At 73.3% G+C, this 14,447-nt stretch carries 14 protein-coding genes; 5 read left to right on the top strand and 9 right to left on the bottom strand.

Features of this window, described 5'->3' with window-relative positions:
• Nucleotides 1-54: 54 nt before the first annotated feature.
• On the bottom strand, nucleotides 55-456 hold the full coding sequence (locus tag DEI98_RS03685) for a hypothetical protein (RefSeq protein WP_110858851.1): 402 nt from the start codon (nucleotides 454-456) through the stop codon (nucleotides 55-57).
• Nucleotides 457-564: 108 nt separating this feature from the next.
• Here DEI98_RS03685 and DEI98_RS03680 point away from each other — a divergent pair, with 108 nt between their 5' ends.
• Nucleotides 565-3,153, top strand: coding sequence for a LuxR C-terminal-related transcriptional regulator (locus DEI98_RS03680; protein WP_111099939.1), 2,589 nt, complete (start codon nucleotides 565-567; stop codon nucleotides 3,151-3,153).
• 306 nt (nucleotides 3,154-3,459) lie between these two features.
• Here the strand turns inward: DEI98_RS03680 and DEI98_RS03675 are convergent, their stop codons facing one another.
• The gene (locus DEI98_RS03675) at nucleotides 3,460-3,831 is read right to left on the bottom strand and encodes a sterol carrier family protein (RefSeq protein ID WP_071248502.1); all 372 of its coding nucleotides are present in this window, start codon (nucleotides 3,829-3,831) and stop codon (nucleotides 3,460-3,462) included.
• A 57-nt stretch (nucleotides 3,832-3,888) separates the two neighbouring features.
• On the opposite strand from DEI98_RS03675, the gene purD reads away from it, so the two are divergent.
• Together purD and DEI98_RS03665 are read left to right on the top strand one after the other, a co-directional pair.
• A complete protein-coding gene (gene purD, locus DEI98_RS03670; RefSeq protein ID WP_110864321.1) occupies nucleotides 3,889-5,157 on the top strand; it encodes a phosphoribosylamine--glycine ligase in 1,269 nt (422 codons plus the stop codon).
• Nucleotides 5,154-6,023 (top strand): phosphoribosylaminoimidazolesuccinocarboxamide synthase, encoded by an 870-nt coding sequence (locus DEI98_RS03665; protein WP_111099938.1) that lies wholly within the window; start codon nucleotides 5,154-5,156, stop codon nucleotides 6,021-6,023. The genes purD and DEI98_RS03665 overlap by 4 nt, the downstream gene beginning before the upstream one ends.
• A gap of 496 nt (nucleotides 6,024-6,519) precedes the next feature.
• Here the strand turns inward: DEI98_RS03665 and DEI98_RS03660 are convergent, their stop codons facing one another.
• Nucleotides 6,520-7,743: a PP2C family protein-serine/threonine phosphatase gene (locus DEI98_RS03660; protein WP_111099937.1), complete on the bottom strand. Its 1,224-nt coding sequence runs from the start codon at nucleotides 7,741-7,743 to the stop codon at nucleotides 6,520-6,522.
• An 88-nt stretch (nucleotides 7,744-7,831) separates the two neighbouring features.
• Between DEI98_RS03660 and DEI98_RS03655 the strand changes: the two genes are divergently transcribed.
• Entirely contained in the window at nucleotides 7,832-8,149 is a 318-nt protein-coding gene (locus DEI98_RS03655) for a hypothetical protein (RefSeq protein ID WP_110864319.1), read from the top strand.
• 39 nt (nucleotides 8,150-8,188) lie between these two features.
• Here the strand turns inward: DEI98_RS03655 and DEI98_RS03650 are convergent, their stop codons facing one another.
• A complete protein-coding gene (locus DEI98_RS03650; protein WP_181437915.1) occupies nucleotides 8,189-9,808 on the bottom strand; it encodes an MFS transporter in 1,620 nt (539 codons plus the stop codon).
• An 81-nt stretch (nucleotides 9,809-9,889) separates the two neighbouring features.
• A complete protein-coding gene (locus DEI98_RS03645) occupies nucleotides 9,890-10,621 on the bottom strand; it encodes an alpha/beta fold hydrolase (RefSeq protein ID WP_111099935.1) in 732 nt (243 codons plus the stop codon).
• A gap of 280 nt (nucleotides 10,622-10,901) precedes the next feature.
• Here DEI98_RS03645 and DEI98_RS03640 point away from each other — a divergent pair, with 280 nt between their 5' ends.
• A complete protein-coding gene (locus tag DEI98_RS03640; protein WP_111029819.1) occupies nucleotides 10,902-11,441 on the top strand; it encodes a hypothetical protein in 540 nt (179 codons plus the stop codon).
• Between the two features lie 51 nt (nucleotides 11,442-11,492).
• Here DEI98_RS03640 and DEI98_RS03635 read toward each other — a convergent pair whose 3' ends face one another.
• The 4 genes from DEI98_RS03635 to DEI98_RS03620 are packed head-to-tail and all read right to left on the bottom strand — an operon-like array spanning nucleotide 11,493 to nucleotide 14,423.
• Nucleotides 11,493-12,350, bottom strand: a complete 858-nt coding sequence (locus tag DEI98_RS03635) for a helix-turn-helix domain-containing protein (protein WP_111024233.1) — start codon at nucleotides 12,348-12,350, stop codon at nucleotides 11,493-11,495.
• Between the two features lie 38 nt (nucleotides 12,351-12,388).
• Entirely contained in the window at nucleotides 12,389-13,207 is an 819-nt protein-coding gene (locus tag DEI98_RS03630) for a helix-turn-helix transcriptional regulator (RefSeq protein ID WP_111099934.1), read from the bottom strand.
• The gene (gene lepB, locus DEI98_RS03625) at nucleotides 13,204-13,851 is read right to left on the bottom strand and encodes a signal peptidase I (RefSeq protein ID WP_111099933.1); all 648 of its coding nucleotides are present in this window, start codon (nucleotides 13,849-13,851) and stop codon (nucleotides 13,204-13,206) included. Before lepB ends, DEI98_RS03630 begins: the two co-directional genes overlap by 4 nt.
• Nucleotides 13,848-14,423: a hypothetical protein gene (locus DEI98_RS03620; RefSeq protein WP_128781582.1), complete on the bottom strand. Its 576-nt coding sequence runs from the start codon at nucleotides 14,421-14,423 to the stop codon at nucleotides 13,848-13,850. The genes lepB and DEI98_RS03620 overlap by 4 nt, the downstream gene beginning before the upstream one ends.
• Nucleotides 14,424-14,447: the final 24 nt, after the last annotated feature.

The following is a 14,447-nucleotide window of genomic DNA, read 5'->3' as shown; positions in this document are numbered from 1 at the left end:
CTGGAGGCCCGGTGCCAGCTGGCACCGGGCCTCCAGTCCGTTGGTCGGGGGCGGCTACGGCCGCTGGTCACCGTGGTCGTCGAGCTCACCGTCGACCGTCTCGGGCGGCAGTTCGACCTCGACGCGCTCCGCCGTCAGGCGGGCCGACCGCCGGGCGTAGACCCGGTCGAACACGACGGCGACGACCGCACCGACGAAGGCGCCGATCGTGACGCCCCACAGGCTGAAGTAGCCGACCAGGCTGCCGAAGCTGGTCTGGTCCCGCTGGCCACCGAGGTTCATGGTGAGGGCGACCACGACGAGGGTCGCGAGGAACCCGAGCACGGCACCGCCGACGATGAACACGCCGAACTTCGGTGCACGGCGGATGGTGACCTCGTCGGGGCTGGCGACCGCGCTGGGAGCCGGTGCCGGCGTGGGGAGCGGCTGCTCGTCGGGTTGATCGGTGTTGCTCACCCGTCCATTGTCCCCCACTGTGGGACGTCCCGCGGCCTGTGCGCGGCGACCGATCCGGGAGAGGATGGTCGCTACTGGTCGGTATCCCAAGCGGAGGAGGTGTGTCGGATGCGTGAACGAACCGCACCCGCCCGCCGCCGCCGACCGGCCGTCCCCGCCCGCGTGGCCTGGCCCGTCGCGCAGCGCGCGGAAGAGGACCGCGCCGTCGCCGTCGTCGCCGAACACCGGTGGAGCGTCGCGCTCGTCGGCGCCCCCGGCCTCGGGAAGAGCACCGCCGCGGCGCGGGTCACCGACCGCGTCGCCGGTCGCGACGGCACCGGCCGCACCGTCGTCGTGCCGATCACGGCGGTCGCCGCGAGCCGGTCGATGCCCTTCGGCGCCGTCGCCGAGCGCTTCGGCGAGTTGCCGGCGTCCATCTCGGAGCTGTCCGACGACACCGGCGCCGAGCAGCGCTTCCGTGCGATCGAGGACCTCGTCGACCGCGACGTCCTGCTCCGCGTGGACGACGCCGACCACCTCGACGCGATCTCCGCGCGGTACGTCGCCTGGCTGGTCCGCCGGCAGGGTGCTCGGCTCGTCCTGACCTGCCGCGACTTCACGGCGCTCCCCGAGCCGCTCCGCGCGCTGTGGCAGGACGACCTGCTCGAGCGCATCGACCTGCAGCCCCTGGCGCTGCACGAGACCGCGGCGCTCGTGGCCGAGGCGCTGGGCTCGCCGCTCGAGAACGCCTCGGCCGAGCGCGTCCACCGCGCCACCGCCGGCAACCCGCTGTACCTGCGCGAGGTGGTCCGTGCGGCGCGGGTCTCCGGCGCCCTCGACCACACCGCGACCGGGTGGTACTGGCGCGGGCGCGTGACCGCGTCGGACAGCCTCGCGGACATGTACCGCACCGAACTCGGGTCGCTGCCGGAGGACCTGCGCGACGTCGTCGACATCGTCGCCCTCGCCGACCCGATCCCGCTCGCCCGCCTGCTCGGCCTGGTGACCGGCGGGGACGTCGACCGGGTCGTCGCGCTCGGCCTGGTCCGCATCGACTCGCTCGACGACGGTGCCGCGGTCGTCCGGCCGTCGCACCCGCTCGTCGGCGAGGTCATCCGCACCCTGGTGCCGGTGGCCCGGCGAACGGCACTCTTCGCGCGCGCCAACGCCTTCCGCACCGATCGGCCCGAGGGCGCACCGCCCGCCGCACGCCTGCGTGCCGCACTGTGGTCGCTCGAGTGCGGGGTCCTGCCGTCGGTCGACCAGCTGCTCGACGCGGCGCAGGTCGCCGTGCGGCTGCAGGAGCACGAGAGCGGGATCGCCCTGGCTTCGGCAGCGCTCCGCACGACACTCACCCCGACCGAGCAGGTCGCGGCGCACTGCCTCCGCTCGCTGGCGTACTCGTACTCGGACGGCCGTGAAGCCGGCCGCGCCGACGCCGAAGCCGCCTGGGGCGTGGCGAAGCGGCACGTCGGCGACGTCACCGACGAGGCCGTCATCGAAGCGTGCGAGACCCTGGCGAACATCCGCCAGTTCCACGACGACGACGTCACGGCGGCGGTCGCCCTGACCGATGCCGCCACGCGCCTGGTCGTGTCCGACGAGGCCGTCGAGCGACTGCGGTTGCTGCGGATGGCGCACCAGGGCTGGGGCGGGGACTTCGCCGAGGTCCGGGCCGAGATCGAGCGCAGCGGCATCGTGGACGCCCCGACGATGCCGATGTCGTTCCTCGCCGTCGCCCCCTGTGCCGTGATGGCGTTGGCGACCGCCGGCCGGCTGGACGACGCGTCCGCGCTCGGCCACCGCGCCCTGGCCACCGCCGTGGCCCACGTCGAGGCAGCGCCCTGGAGCGTCGGCGAGAACTCCTCCGTCCTGCACCAGGTGCAGATGTGGCGCGGCGACCTGGACGACCTGATCATCGAGGTGCCCGCGGGTCGGTCCAGCCCCTACCTGAAGTACGACTTCACGCTCGAGCTCATCGGCCAGGGCAACCTGGCGATCGCACAGCGCCGCTGGGACGACGCCGTCGCCGCGTTCTCGGCGGCGTGCGAGCGGTACGACATCGCCGACCACGGCGGGTTCGCGGCCTACCCCTGGGCGCGGCTGGCCCTGGCGCTCGCGTACGGCGGACGCCCGGAAGCAGCCGCCAGCGCGCTCGACCGTGCCCGGACCACCCCGCAACGGGCGATGCGCATCACCGGCGAGCAGGTCGCCGTGTCGATCGCCTGGACCGAGGCCGTGCTCGGCAACCCGGCCGGACTGCAGCACGCCGACGAGATCATCGAACGCAGCACGGCGAACGGCTCGTGGACGCACGTGATGTACGGGTACGCCCTGCACCACGCGGTCGGCATGGCGCAGGGGCGCGACTCGACCGGCTCGCTCGAGCGGATGCGCGAGGCCGCCACCCGCGTCGACGGACCGCTCGCGGCCGCGGTGATCGAGTACGCCGACGCCGTCCGCGCCAGCGACCGGACGCGGGTGATCGCGGCGCAGGGACTGCTCGCGGCACATGGCATCTCCGTGACCGCGGGACACTCGAAACCGCCGCTGACGAAGCGCGAGTACGAGGTCGCCGAACTCGCCGCGCAGGGGCTGAGCAACCGACGGATCGCGGAGTCCCTCGGGCTCTCGACGCGGACGATCGACGCGCACCTGTCGCGAGTCTTCGCGAAGTGGGACCTGCACGCGCGGTCGGAGCTCAGCGAGCTGCTCTGAGCTGCTCGGTACTCGGCACGGCCGGCTCCGCGTTCCGCGTCGGCTGTCGCGCACGCAAGAACGTTGCGGATTGCAGCACGACGCGCCGCTGCGATTGACACGTTGTGTGGAACATCGCGTACCTTGGTGGCTGTCGCCGGGTTCGGACCCGTTCGGGTCGGGTCCGAATCCCGGCGACTTCAAGCTTAGGAACCCGGTCGATGCGAGCGCATCGGTAGGCACTACCTAATTCCCGCGGGAGTTCTCCGCAGGCGCTTTCGCCGCGGCGGCTCGGTGCCGGCGGATCGGTGCCGGCGGCTCGCAGGGTCAGGCGCCAGGGGCGGGCAGCCGGACCGGCAGGAACGCCGTCAGGTCGGCGCGCGAGCCCGAGGCACTGACGCGCGACTGCGCCACCGCCTCGGCCCAGGTCAGCTCGCCGGACGCGAGTGCCAGCCACGTGGTGGCGTCGGTCTCGACCACGTTCGGCGGCGTGCCACGGGTGTGCCGGGGTCCGGGCACGGCCTGGACGGCGGCGAACGGCGGCACCCGCACCTCGACGCTGTTGCCCGGGACCTCGTCCGCCAGGCACTGCAACGTCCACCGAACCGCGGTCGCGACGGCCGGTCGGGCCGTCTCCCCACGACGCACGGCGGCCAGTGCCGCGCGCCCGTCGGCGTCCTCGATCCTCCTGGGTGGCATCTCCACAGGCTAGCCCTCGCATCGCGGGCGGCGAGTCGGGCTGGGTAGGGTGATCGGGTGCGAATCCTCGTCCTCGGTTCCGGTGCCCGCGAGCACGCGATCATCACGGCCCTCCTCGCTGAGCATGCGGGTCACGTCATCACGGCAGCGCCCGGCAACGCCGGCATCGCCGCCGACGTCGAGACCGTCTCCCTCGACCCCACCAACGGTGCGCTCGTCGCCGAGTACGCCATCGAGAACGACGTCGAGCTCGTCGTCGTGGGCCCAGAGGCCCCGCTCATCGCCGGCGTGGCCGACCCGGTGCGCACCCGCGGCATCCCGGTGTTCGGGCCGGGCAAGGCCGCCGCGCAGCTCGAGGGCTCGAAGGCGTTCGCCAAGCGGATCATGGGCGAAGCCGGTGTGCCCACGGGGCGTCCGGTCTACGCGGGCACGGCGGACGAAGCCGTCGCCGCGATCGACGAGCTCGGCGCCCCGTACGTGGTCAAGGCCGACGGGCTCGCCGCCGGCAAGGGCGTGCTCGTGACCGACGACCGCCAGGCCGCGATCGACCACGCCACCTACTGGCTCCAGCACGGACACGTCGTGGTCGAGGAGTTCCTCGACGGCGAAGAGGTCTCCTTGTTCTTCCTGAGCGACGGGCACGACGTCCGCGCGCTCAGCCCCGCGCAGGACTACAAGCGCCTGGCCGACGGAGACCTCGGACCGAACACGGGCGGCATGGGCGCGTACTCGCCGCTGCCGTGGCTCGCCGACCGCTGGCCGTCCGAGCAGGCCTTCGTCGACGAGGTCACCGAGCTCGTCGCGCTGCCGACCGTCCGTCGTCTCGAGCACGAGGGCACGCCGTTCGTCGGACTCCTGTACTGCGGCCTCATCGTCACCGAGCAGGGCGTCCGCGTGATCGAGTTCAACGCGCGCTTCGGTGACCCGGAGACGCAGGTCGTGCTCCCCCGCCTGGCCACGCCGCTCAGCGAACTCCTGCTGGCCGCCGCCACCGGGCAGCTCGGTGCCGTGCCCGCGCCCGTGTTCCGCGACGAGGTCGCCGTGACCGTCGTCCTGGCGAGCGAGGGCTACCCGGAGAACCCGCAGACCGGTCGACCGATCACCGGCATCGACGACGCGAACGCCCGCGACGGCGTCTCGGTCGCGCACGCCGCCACCGGCGTCCTCGACGACACGCTCGTCGCCACGGGTGGCCGGGTGCTCAGCGTCGTGGCGACCGGGTCCGACTTCGCCCAGGCCCGTGAACGTGCCTACGCCGGGCTCGGCGACATCACGCTCGAGGGCGCGCAGTTCCGCACCGACATCGCCGCGAAGGTCGCGAAGTGACCGCCCCCGCGCCGATCGCCGGCTGGCGGCACGTCTCGTCCGGCAAGGTCCGCGAGCTCTACGTGCCCGAGGGCACCGCCGGCCTGGCGAGCGCGTCCGAGCTGCTGCTCGTCGCCTCGGACCGGGTCAGCGCGTACGACTTCGCGCTCGAGCCGCCGATCCCGGGCAAGGGCGAGCTGCTGACCCGCCTGTCGCGGTTCTGGTTCACCCAGCTGAGCGACGTCCCGAACCACATCATCGGCCCGTCCTCCGGTGGCACCCCGGTGCCCGCCGAGGTCGAGGCACGGTCGATGCACGTCATGCCGCTCACGATGTTCCCCGTCGAGTGCGTCGTGCGCGGGTACCTGGTCGGCAGCGGCTGGGCCGAGTACCAGGAGACCGGCAGCGTGTGCGGCGTCGCGCTCCCCGCGGGCCTGTCCAACGGTGACCGCCTGCCGGAACCGATCTACACGCCGGCGTACAAGGCGGCCCAGGGCGAGCACGACGAGAACATCTCGTACGAGCAGACCGTCGACCTGGTCGGTGCCGAGACCGCGGCCACCCTGCGCGAGCTCTCGCTGCACGTCTACACCGAGGCCGCGGCCATCGCCCTCGAGCGGGACGTCGTCATCGCCGACACCAAGTTCGAGTTCGGGCAGGACGCCACCGGCCGGATCCGCATCGCCGACGAGGTCCTGACGAGCGACTCCAGCCGCTACTGGGACGCCCGCTCCGCCGACCGCACCGACTCGTTCGACAAGCAGATCGTGCGGGACTGGCTCAGCGCGCACTGGGACCGCCAGGGCACGCCGCCGGTGCTCCCGGACGAGATCGTCGAGCGCACGGCTGCGCGCTACGCCGAGCTGATCGAGCGCCTCGGCGCCTGACGCGGCACCCGGTCCGGCGCGTGGCGTGGCGTGACCCGGACGGTCACGACACCCCGCTCACGTCCGTCGGGCGGTCACGAACCGTCGGCCGAGGCCCCGCCGACCGACAGTTCGCGACCACTCGGCGCCCAACGCTCGACACGTCGCGACCCCTCGCCGCGTGAGGCCCGTCGCCGGTCGAGTGGTCACGACACCCCGCTCAGGTCCGGCGAACGGTCACGAACCGTCGCCCGAGGCCCCGCCAACCGACAGTTCGCGACCACTCGGCGCCCCACGCACGACACGTCGCGACCACTCGCCGCGTGACGCCCGTCGCCGGCCGGACGGTCACGACACCCCGCTCACGTCCGTCGGGCGGTCACGAACCGTCGGTCGAGGCCCCGCCAACCGACAGTTCGCGACCACTCGGCGCCCCACGCACGACACATCGCGACCACTCGGCCGGCGACGACCCGCAGCGCGACCGTCGACGAGCCAGCCGACAGTTCTCGACCGGTCAGGCCTCGAGCGCCTCGACGGCGTCGCGCGCCACCACGACGACGGTCAGGTCGTCGCCCGGGTCGTGCTCGGCGACACGTGCGCGCACCCGCTGCAGGAACGTCTCGACGTCCGGGGACTCCCGGTACAGCGACCCCAGCTCCGACAGCGACGCGAGCGTGGAGTCCCAGAGCTCGAGCGCGCCGTCGGTCACGACGATGAGCACGTCACCGGGCCGGAGCACGAGCGACCCGGCGGCGCGGGGCATCCCGGCGGGGTGCAGCCCGATCGGCAGGTCCGACGACCGCAGGATCCGCTCGGCACCATCGTCGCGGAGCTGCAGCACGAGCCCGTGGCCGGCGTCGGCGAAGTCGAGGCGCCCGGTGGACGGGGTCAGTCGGCCGTGGAACATCGTCGCGAAGGACTCGGCACGGCTGAGCTCCGGGGCGACCTGCACCTCGAGCTCGGCGACGGCGACGCCCGGGTCCTGGTCGCCGCGGGCGAGCAGGCCTCCGCGGATGTTCGCGGCGAGGAGCCCGGCGGACATCCCCTTGCCCATGACGTCCGACACGGTCAGGTGGACCGAGTCCTCGCCGGAGCGGTGCCAGTCGTGGAAGTCACCGGAGACGAGCCCGTGCGGGATCGACATCCCCGTGATCCGGTACCCGGGAACCTGCACCTCGGTCGGCTGCAGGCCGTTGAGCACGGTGCGCAGGCGGTCCTCGTCGGCTCCGGCCAGGAGCTCACGCTCAGCCCAGACGCCGAGTTCCTGCAGCAGTTCGAGCTCGTCGGCGTCGAGGGTGCGCGGCTCGGGGTCGATCAGGCAGAGGGTGCCGATCTTCAGGTCGTCGTCGCCGGCACGGAGCCCGACTCCGGCGTAGAACCGGACGTTCGGGTCGCCGAGCACCATCGGCAGGTCTGCGTACCGGGCATCCACCCGGGCGTCCGGGACGACCACGGGCCCCTGCTCGCCCAGGGTCCGGCCACAGAAGGTGTCCTGCAGCGGGATGACCGGGCCGAAGGCTGCGTCGCTCTGCTGCGACTTGATCGTCAGGGTGGTCTCGCCGGCCAGGTTGAGGAAGGAGCCGGAGACCCCGAGGGCCTCGCGCGCGATGCGGGTGATCCGTTCGAACCGTTCCTCGACGCCACCGTCGACCACGTCGAGCGCCGCGATCAGGGCCGCTCGCCGGACGGCATCGGCCCCGGTCGGCGCGGGCACGGACATCGCGGTTTCCGGCTGCATGCTTCCACGGTAACGCGCTGAACGGACAGGGCCTGGCCCCAGTCCGGAGGGCGCAGATCGTCGGGCGCGTCGGCGTACCCTGGTCGTCGTGCTCCGAGTCGTCCCCGCAACCGTCCTCGGCGTGGCCGCGCTCCTGGCCCTCGCCGGCTGTGGCGCCCACGACTCCACCGGCCAGGTGTCGGTCACGGTGTCGTCGAACGCCGCCGACCACCCCTACGAGGTCAAGGTGTTCGCCTCGACCGGCAAGCTCTCCGAGCACCAGCGGGTGTTCCCGGGTGGAACGGCCGAATTCGCGGGCGTCCCCCTCGGCAAGGTCACGGTCCGCGCCGGTGACCTGTGCCCGCAGACGACCAAGGTGTCCGACGGCACGGTCGCGACGGTGACCCTCACCACGACCGGCTGCTGACAACCACCCGCCACCGCGACCGGCCGCTGACCCCGCCCGTCACCCCGACGACGGGCTGCCGACCCCCTCCGCGACCAGGTGCTCCACCCGAGGCTCGCCCGCGACCTCGCGCACCGACTGCAGGGTCCGCGCGTCGTCCCCGGTCTGCCGGACCTCGTGCTGGTCGACGTGCTCCTGCCACGACCCCACCCGGAACGCCTCCACCCAGGCGTCCGGCCCGGTCGCGGCGTCCCGGTAGAGGTTCCAGTCACGGGCACCGGTCCGCCGACGACTCCGCCCGAGCCGTTCGGCACGCGCACGGAACTCGTCGACCGCCTCCGCCGGGACCGTCCAGTGCAGCAGCACGAGGGTCTCCCCCGTCGCCGCGCCGTGGTCGTCCGCCACGAACACCTCGTCCCCGAACGGCATCGGCGTCACGGCGCGCTGCCGGTCGGTGAGCACCGGGAACCCGGACACGAGCAGCAGTGCGGCACTCAGCGCGGTGAGGACTCCGGCCCCGGCGAGCACCCCCGTCACCCCGACCGGCGTGGCGACCGCGCCGGCGAGCGCCGCACCGATCGCCGTGCAGCCGAAGAGCACGAGCTGGTACGCGGCGAGCCCGCGGGTCCGGACCCAGGCGGGCAGGAACGCCTGCACGGTGCCGTTCAGCGTCGTCACCACTGCGATCCAGGCCACCCCGCCGACCAGCAGCGCGACGAGCACGACCGCCAGCACGGGGACGAGCGCGACGACCGTGGTGCAGACGCCGAACACCACCGAGGCGATGCCGACCGTGCGGCCGATGCCGAGTCGCGCACGGACCGCCGGCATCAGGAACGCCCCGCCGACCGACCCGGTGCCGACGGCGGCGAGCAGCAGTCCGTACCCGCCGGAGGACAGGCCGAGCGGTCCGTCGGCGACGAGCGGCAGGAGCGCCCACAGCGCGTTCGCGGGCACCATGAAGACGGCGAGCTGCACGAGCAGTCGACGGACGACCGCCGCGTGCAGGACGTACCGCAGCCCGGCGCGGGTGGCGTCGATGAACGGTTCGGCCCGCGTTTCGGGGCGCCGGTACCCGCGCCAGGCGACGAGCACCACCAGGAAGAGCGCGAACGACAGCGCGTTGGCGGCGAACACGAACGGCACGCCGAGCTGCGCGATCACCACCCCGGCGAGCGCCGGTCCGATCGCCCGGGCGACGTTGACGCCGACGGAGCTGAGCGCCGCGGCGTCGGTGATCGCGGCGCGCGGCACGATCTCGGGCACGAGCGCCTGGTACGCGGGCAGCTGGAGCGCCGAGGCGGTACCGAGCAGGAACGTGACGGTGAGCAGGAGCGCCGGGGTCATGTCTCCGGTCGCGGTGAGCACGGTCATCACGACGCCGACGACCACCTGGAACGCCTGCACGCCGATGAGCAGCCGCCGCCGGTCGACGAACTCGCCGATCACCCCGGCGGGGATCCCGACGAGCAGCACCGGCAGGCTCGACGCGGTCTGCACGAGGGCGACGACGACGGGTGCGGCGTGCTCGTCGACGAGCAGCCACTGCGCGCCGACGGTCTGCATCCAGCTGCCGATGTTGCTCACCAGCACCGCGATCCACAGGGCGCGGAAGACCGGGATCGCGAGCGGCGCCAGGGCGCCGCCGCGGGGTGCTGGGGTGGTGCGTTCCGTGGTCACGTCGCCTCCTGGGGTGGGACGGGGACATCCTGGAGGCGCGGTGTGCGCCGGGCGCACGCCGCGCCTCCAGGGATGGTCGGGTCAGGCGGCGGCGTCGGTCGCGCTGGTCGCGGCGACGGCGCGCTCGATGACGTCGGCGACGTCCTTCGGGCGGGTCTGCATGACGAGGTGCGGGGCGGCGAGCTCGGTCACGTCGGTGATGCCGGCACGGGAGTAGCCGAAGCGCTCGACGTCGGGGTTGATGGTGTGGTCGTCGGCGGAGACGATCGCCCACGCGGGGGTGGTCTTCCACGCGGCGGCGGACGCCGGCTCGCCGAAGGCAGCGCCGGAGAGCGGGCGCTGCGAGACTGCGAGGACCTCGGCGACGCGCGGGTCGACCCCGGCGGCGAAGACCTGCGGGAACGCGTCGATCGCGACGGAGACGTCGGTGCCGTCCTCGCCGCCGGCGACCGGGTACGGCGTGTACACCAGGTTCGCGGCGAGGTCGGAGTCGGGGAACCCGCCCTGCAGCTGCCCCAGGCTCTCGCCGACCTCGAGCACGTAGCCGGAGACGTAGACGAGTCCGACGACGTTCTCGGCCTCGCCGGCGACGGTGATCACGGCGCCGCCGTACGAGTGCCCGGCGAGGACGACCGGCCCGTCGACGTGCTCGGCGACGGCGCGGATCGAGGCGGCGTCCTCGGCGAGGCTGCGGTTGTAGACCGGCGGGACGAGGACGGTGTGGCCGCGGTCGAGCAGCTCGCGGGTGACGGGTGCCCAGCTGGCGGAGTCGGCGAACGCGCCGTGGACGAGGACGATGGTGGGTGCAGCCATTGCGGGTCTCCTTCGTGACGAACGTCTGGGGTGGTGCGGGGACCGGGGTCCCGGCGTCGTCACGCTAGGGCCGGGGGTGCTGCGCCGTCGTGTCCCTGTCGTTGCCCGTCACCCCCGACGACAGCGCGTGCCGGCGGCTCCGGGTGCGGTGCGCGGTGCTCCCCGACGGTCGGACACACCGTGCCGGGGTCCCCCTGCCGGGCGGCGGCGTCGCGACGGGGTCCCCGGCGGGGCCCCCTTCTCACCCCTGCTCCACGGCCCGGCCGGTTAGCGTGATCGCATGGAACACGAGGACGGCACGACGACGACGTCGGCCCAGGACTTCGTGGACGCGCTCGCCGAACCGGTCGTGGTCTTCGACCGCCACCTGGACGTCGTGGCGGCGAACCGGCTCGCCGGTGCCCTGTCCGCGTCCCTCACCGTCGGCACGAACCTGGCGCGGTTCACCTTCCTGAACCCCTGGGTCGAGGACTCGGTCGACGGCTGGGAGGCCGAGGCGCACCGCACCGCCGCGATGCTCCGGGACTCGCTGGACGAGCACGACGCCGACGACCGGTTCCAGGAACTCCTGGGCGAGCTGATGGCCCGGAGCACGACGTTCGCGACCGAGTGGGCCGGCGGAGCGGTCCGGCCGACTCGCCGCGGGGAGTCGGCGTTCGAGAACCCGCTGGTGGGCCGGATCGACCTGCGGTGGGAGCAACTGCGTCGACTGGAGGACCCCGAGCACGTGCTTGTGGTGTGGACGGCGGCGGACGACGAGTCCGCCGCTCGGCTCACGACGCTCCGGGGGCTGCTCGACGAGGGCGCGACGACCGCCTGACCGGCGAGCGCGACGAGCGCGACGAGCGCGGCCACCGTGACGACCGCTCGGCTACCCCACCGCGGTCTCGCCCGCGACCGGTTCCCGGCGCGCGGTGCCCTGCTGCACCTGCGCAGCGAGGTACGCGACGGCCGCGGCTGCGGGGGTGCCGGGGTCGGCCCAGAAGGTCACGAGCACGTGCGAGCTGCCCGGGATCGCGAGGTTCTGCCAGCGGAACTCGACCCACCCGATCGGGTCGATCCAGTGCCGCGAGACCCCGGTGCGCTGCACGGCGACGTCGTGCCGCGCCCAGATGCGGGCGAAGTCCGGGTCCTGCAGGGTCAGCGTGCCGACGATCTCCTGCAGTCGGGGGTCCTCGGGTTCGGCGTGCAGCCGGAGTGCGGCGACGACCCGGTGCGCGGTGCGGTCCCATTCGGCCGCGTGCTGCCGGGAGGCCTCGGAGAACATCTGCAGGACGAGGTTCGCGCCCGGCTCCATGTAGCCGGGGCCGAGGGCGCTCGCCAGGGCGTTGGACAGGATGATGTCCTGGTTGCGGTCCATCACGAACGCCGGGGTGTGCGACCACTGCGCCAGGAGCGACCGGACCGAGTCGTCGAGCCCCGGCGGCACGACCCCCTCGGGGCGGCGGCGTTCGGCGTGTGCGAGGCGGCGCAGGTAGTCGACCGCCTCGTGGTCGAGCCGCAGGGCCCGGCCGAGCGCCACGAGCACCTGGTCGGACGGCTGGTGGTCGCGGCCGCGTTCGAGCCGCAGGTAGTACTCGGGGCTGATGCCCGCGAGCCGCGCGACCTCTTCACGGCGCAGGCCGTCCACTCGTCGTCCAGGCTCGCGAGTGAGGCCGACGTCCTCGGGCTGGACGAGTGCCCGACGGGCGCGGAGGTACTGCCCCAGTTCGGACCGTCGCGCATCCACGCGAGCAGGATAGCCGGAATCCGCAAAGAACGCGAGAACTACCGTTCTCCGGGTGTGCCGCTCCGCGCGATGGTCTGGTGCGGCGGCTCCCCGAACCGTTCCCGGTAGTACGCCGCGAACCGCCCCAGGTGGGTGAACCGCCACCGCCGCGCGACCTCGCTGACGAGCAGCGCGCGGGAACCCGGCCGCCCCAGCTCCAGGTGCACCCGGTCGAGCCGGACCTCGCGCAGGTACTGCATGGGCGTGACGCCCAGTCGACGGCGGAACAGGTCCTGCAGGCCGCGCTCGCTCAGGTCGCAGGCCGCCGCGACGTCCGCCACGGTCAGTGTCCGGTCGGCGTGGTCGTGCACGAAGCCGATCGCACGCCGCATCCGGTCCGCGACGTCCGATCGCGACCGGGCGAAGGTCGACAGGACGACGGTCGCGATCCGCCGGTTCAGGGCCGCACGGTCGGCGGCGGGCAGGGCCGGGTCGAGGATGCGCCCGGAGGCCTCGCGCAGCAGTGCCCGCAGCGGCTCGAGTGCGGGATCGGCCGCGTCCGGCTGCCCGAACACCGAGGACTCCCCCGTGTCGCCGAGCAGCGACGGCGACAGGTGCAACAGCGTCGTGGCGGTCGCGTCGGTCTCGAAGCCGTACGCGACGGACGCCGAGAGCATCATCGGCCGCTCGGCACCGACCTCCCAGTGCTCGCCGTCGTCCGCGGTCAGGCTGGCCCGGCCGTCGGCGAGCCAGAACACGACGTGGTCGGGGCGTGGACCGATGGTCCCCGACCGCCTGCCCGGTGTCGCGATCCGGTGGATCGACAGGTCGTCGTCCCCGCCGGTCTCGTAGCCGAAGCCCTCGTCGTCCGCGGTCATGGCGCCGGGACCCGGTCCCACTCGTCGCCGTACCGGGACAGCACCGACCACCGCGAGATCGGCCACGTGGTCACGAAGGCCCGCCCCACGACGTCGTCGACCGGCACGGTGCCGTGCACCCGCGAGTCGGCGGAGTCGTACCGGTTGTCGCCCATCACCCAGATGCGCCCCTTCGGCACGGTGATCTCGAAGTCCTTCCCGGCGACACGGTCCGACCCGCGTTCGAGCACGACGTAGGGCTCGTCCACCGCGTGCCCGTTCACCGACAGGCGGCCCTGGGCGTCGCAGCACGACACCGTGTCACCCGGCAGGCCGATGACGCGCTTGATCAGGTCGTCGCCCTGGCCCATGCCGAGCCAGCCGCCCGGGTCCTGGAACACCACGACGTCACCGCGCTGCAGTGGGACGACCCCGGGCACGAGCTCGTTGACGAGCACCCGGTCCCCGACGAGCAGTGTGTTCTGCATCGAGGCCGAGGGGATGTAGAAGGAACGGACCAGGTACGCCTTCACCAGGAAGGACGCCAACAGCGCCACGACGACGATGATGACGAGGTCGCGCAGGAACCGCAGCCCGCCGCGCTTCGGCTCGTCCGCAGCGGTGGGTTCGGAGGCGGGTCCGGTGTGTGCGTGCGGGTCACTCAATGCGTCAGCACCACCTTGACGAGACCGATCACGAACGCCACCGCGGCGAGCACGATCCCGCCCCACAGCCCGAGGAAGGTCGGCTGCTTGCCACTGAACCGCTGCATGAACACGCCCACCAGCCCGATGCGCACGACCAGGATCACGGTCGCCGCGATCTGTGCCCACTCGGCCGGCAGCCACCCGATCCAGGCAGCCGCGTAGAGCACCGCCGGGATCAGGCCGGAGGTCGCGATCGGGTTGGCGTTCCGGACGATCGTCGCGACCGAGTCGCGGCGCGCAGCGCGGTCCGCAGCGGATTCCTCGCCGTCGTCGCCGAGCCCGTGCGCGACCAGGTGCGCGAGCACGTGGGCCAGGTAGGTGAGCACCGCGGTCGCCAGGACGGTCGCCACCGCTGCGCCGTGGTGGATCTGCTCCGGGTTCACCGCGATCGCGACGGCGAGCACCGTGATGTTGCCGTAGATGTACGACGACATCCGGTCACGGACGTGCTCGAGCGGCAGGTCGCGGGGGTCCGGGCGACCGCCGCGGGGTCCGCGCCCCGGTCGGGAGGGCCGTCGTGTGCGTGGCATCCGTCCATCTTGGCCCCCGCGGTC

Source organism: Curtobacterium sp. MCLR17_034, assembly GCF_003234485.1.
GTDB lineage: Bacteria > Actinomycetota > Actinomycetes > Actinomycetales > Microbacteriaceae > Curtobacterium > Curtobacterium flaccumfaciens.
Note: the sequence above shows the minus strand (reverse complement) of the source record. Positions and strands in the feature narration are given on the sequence as shown.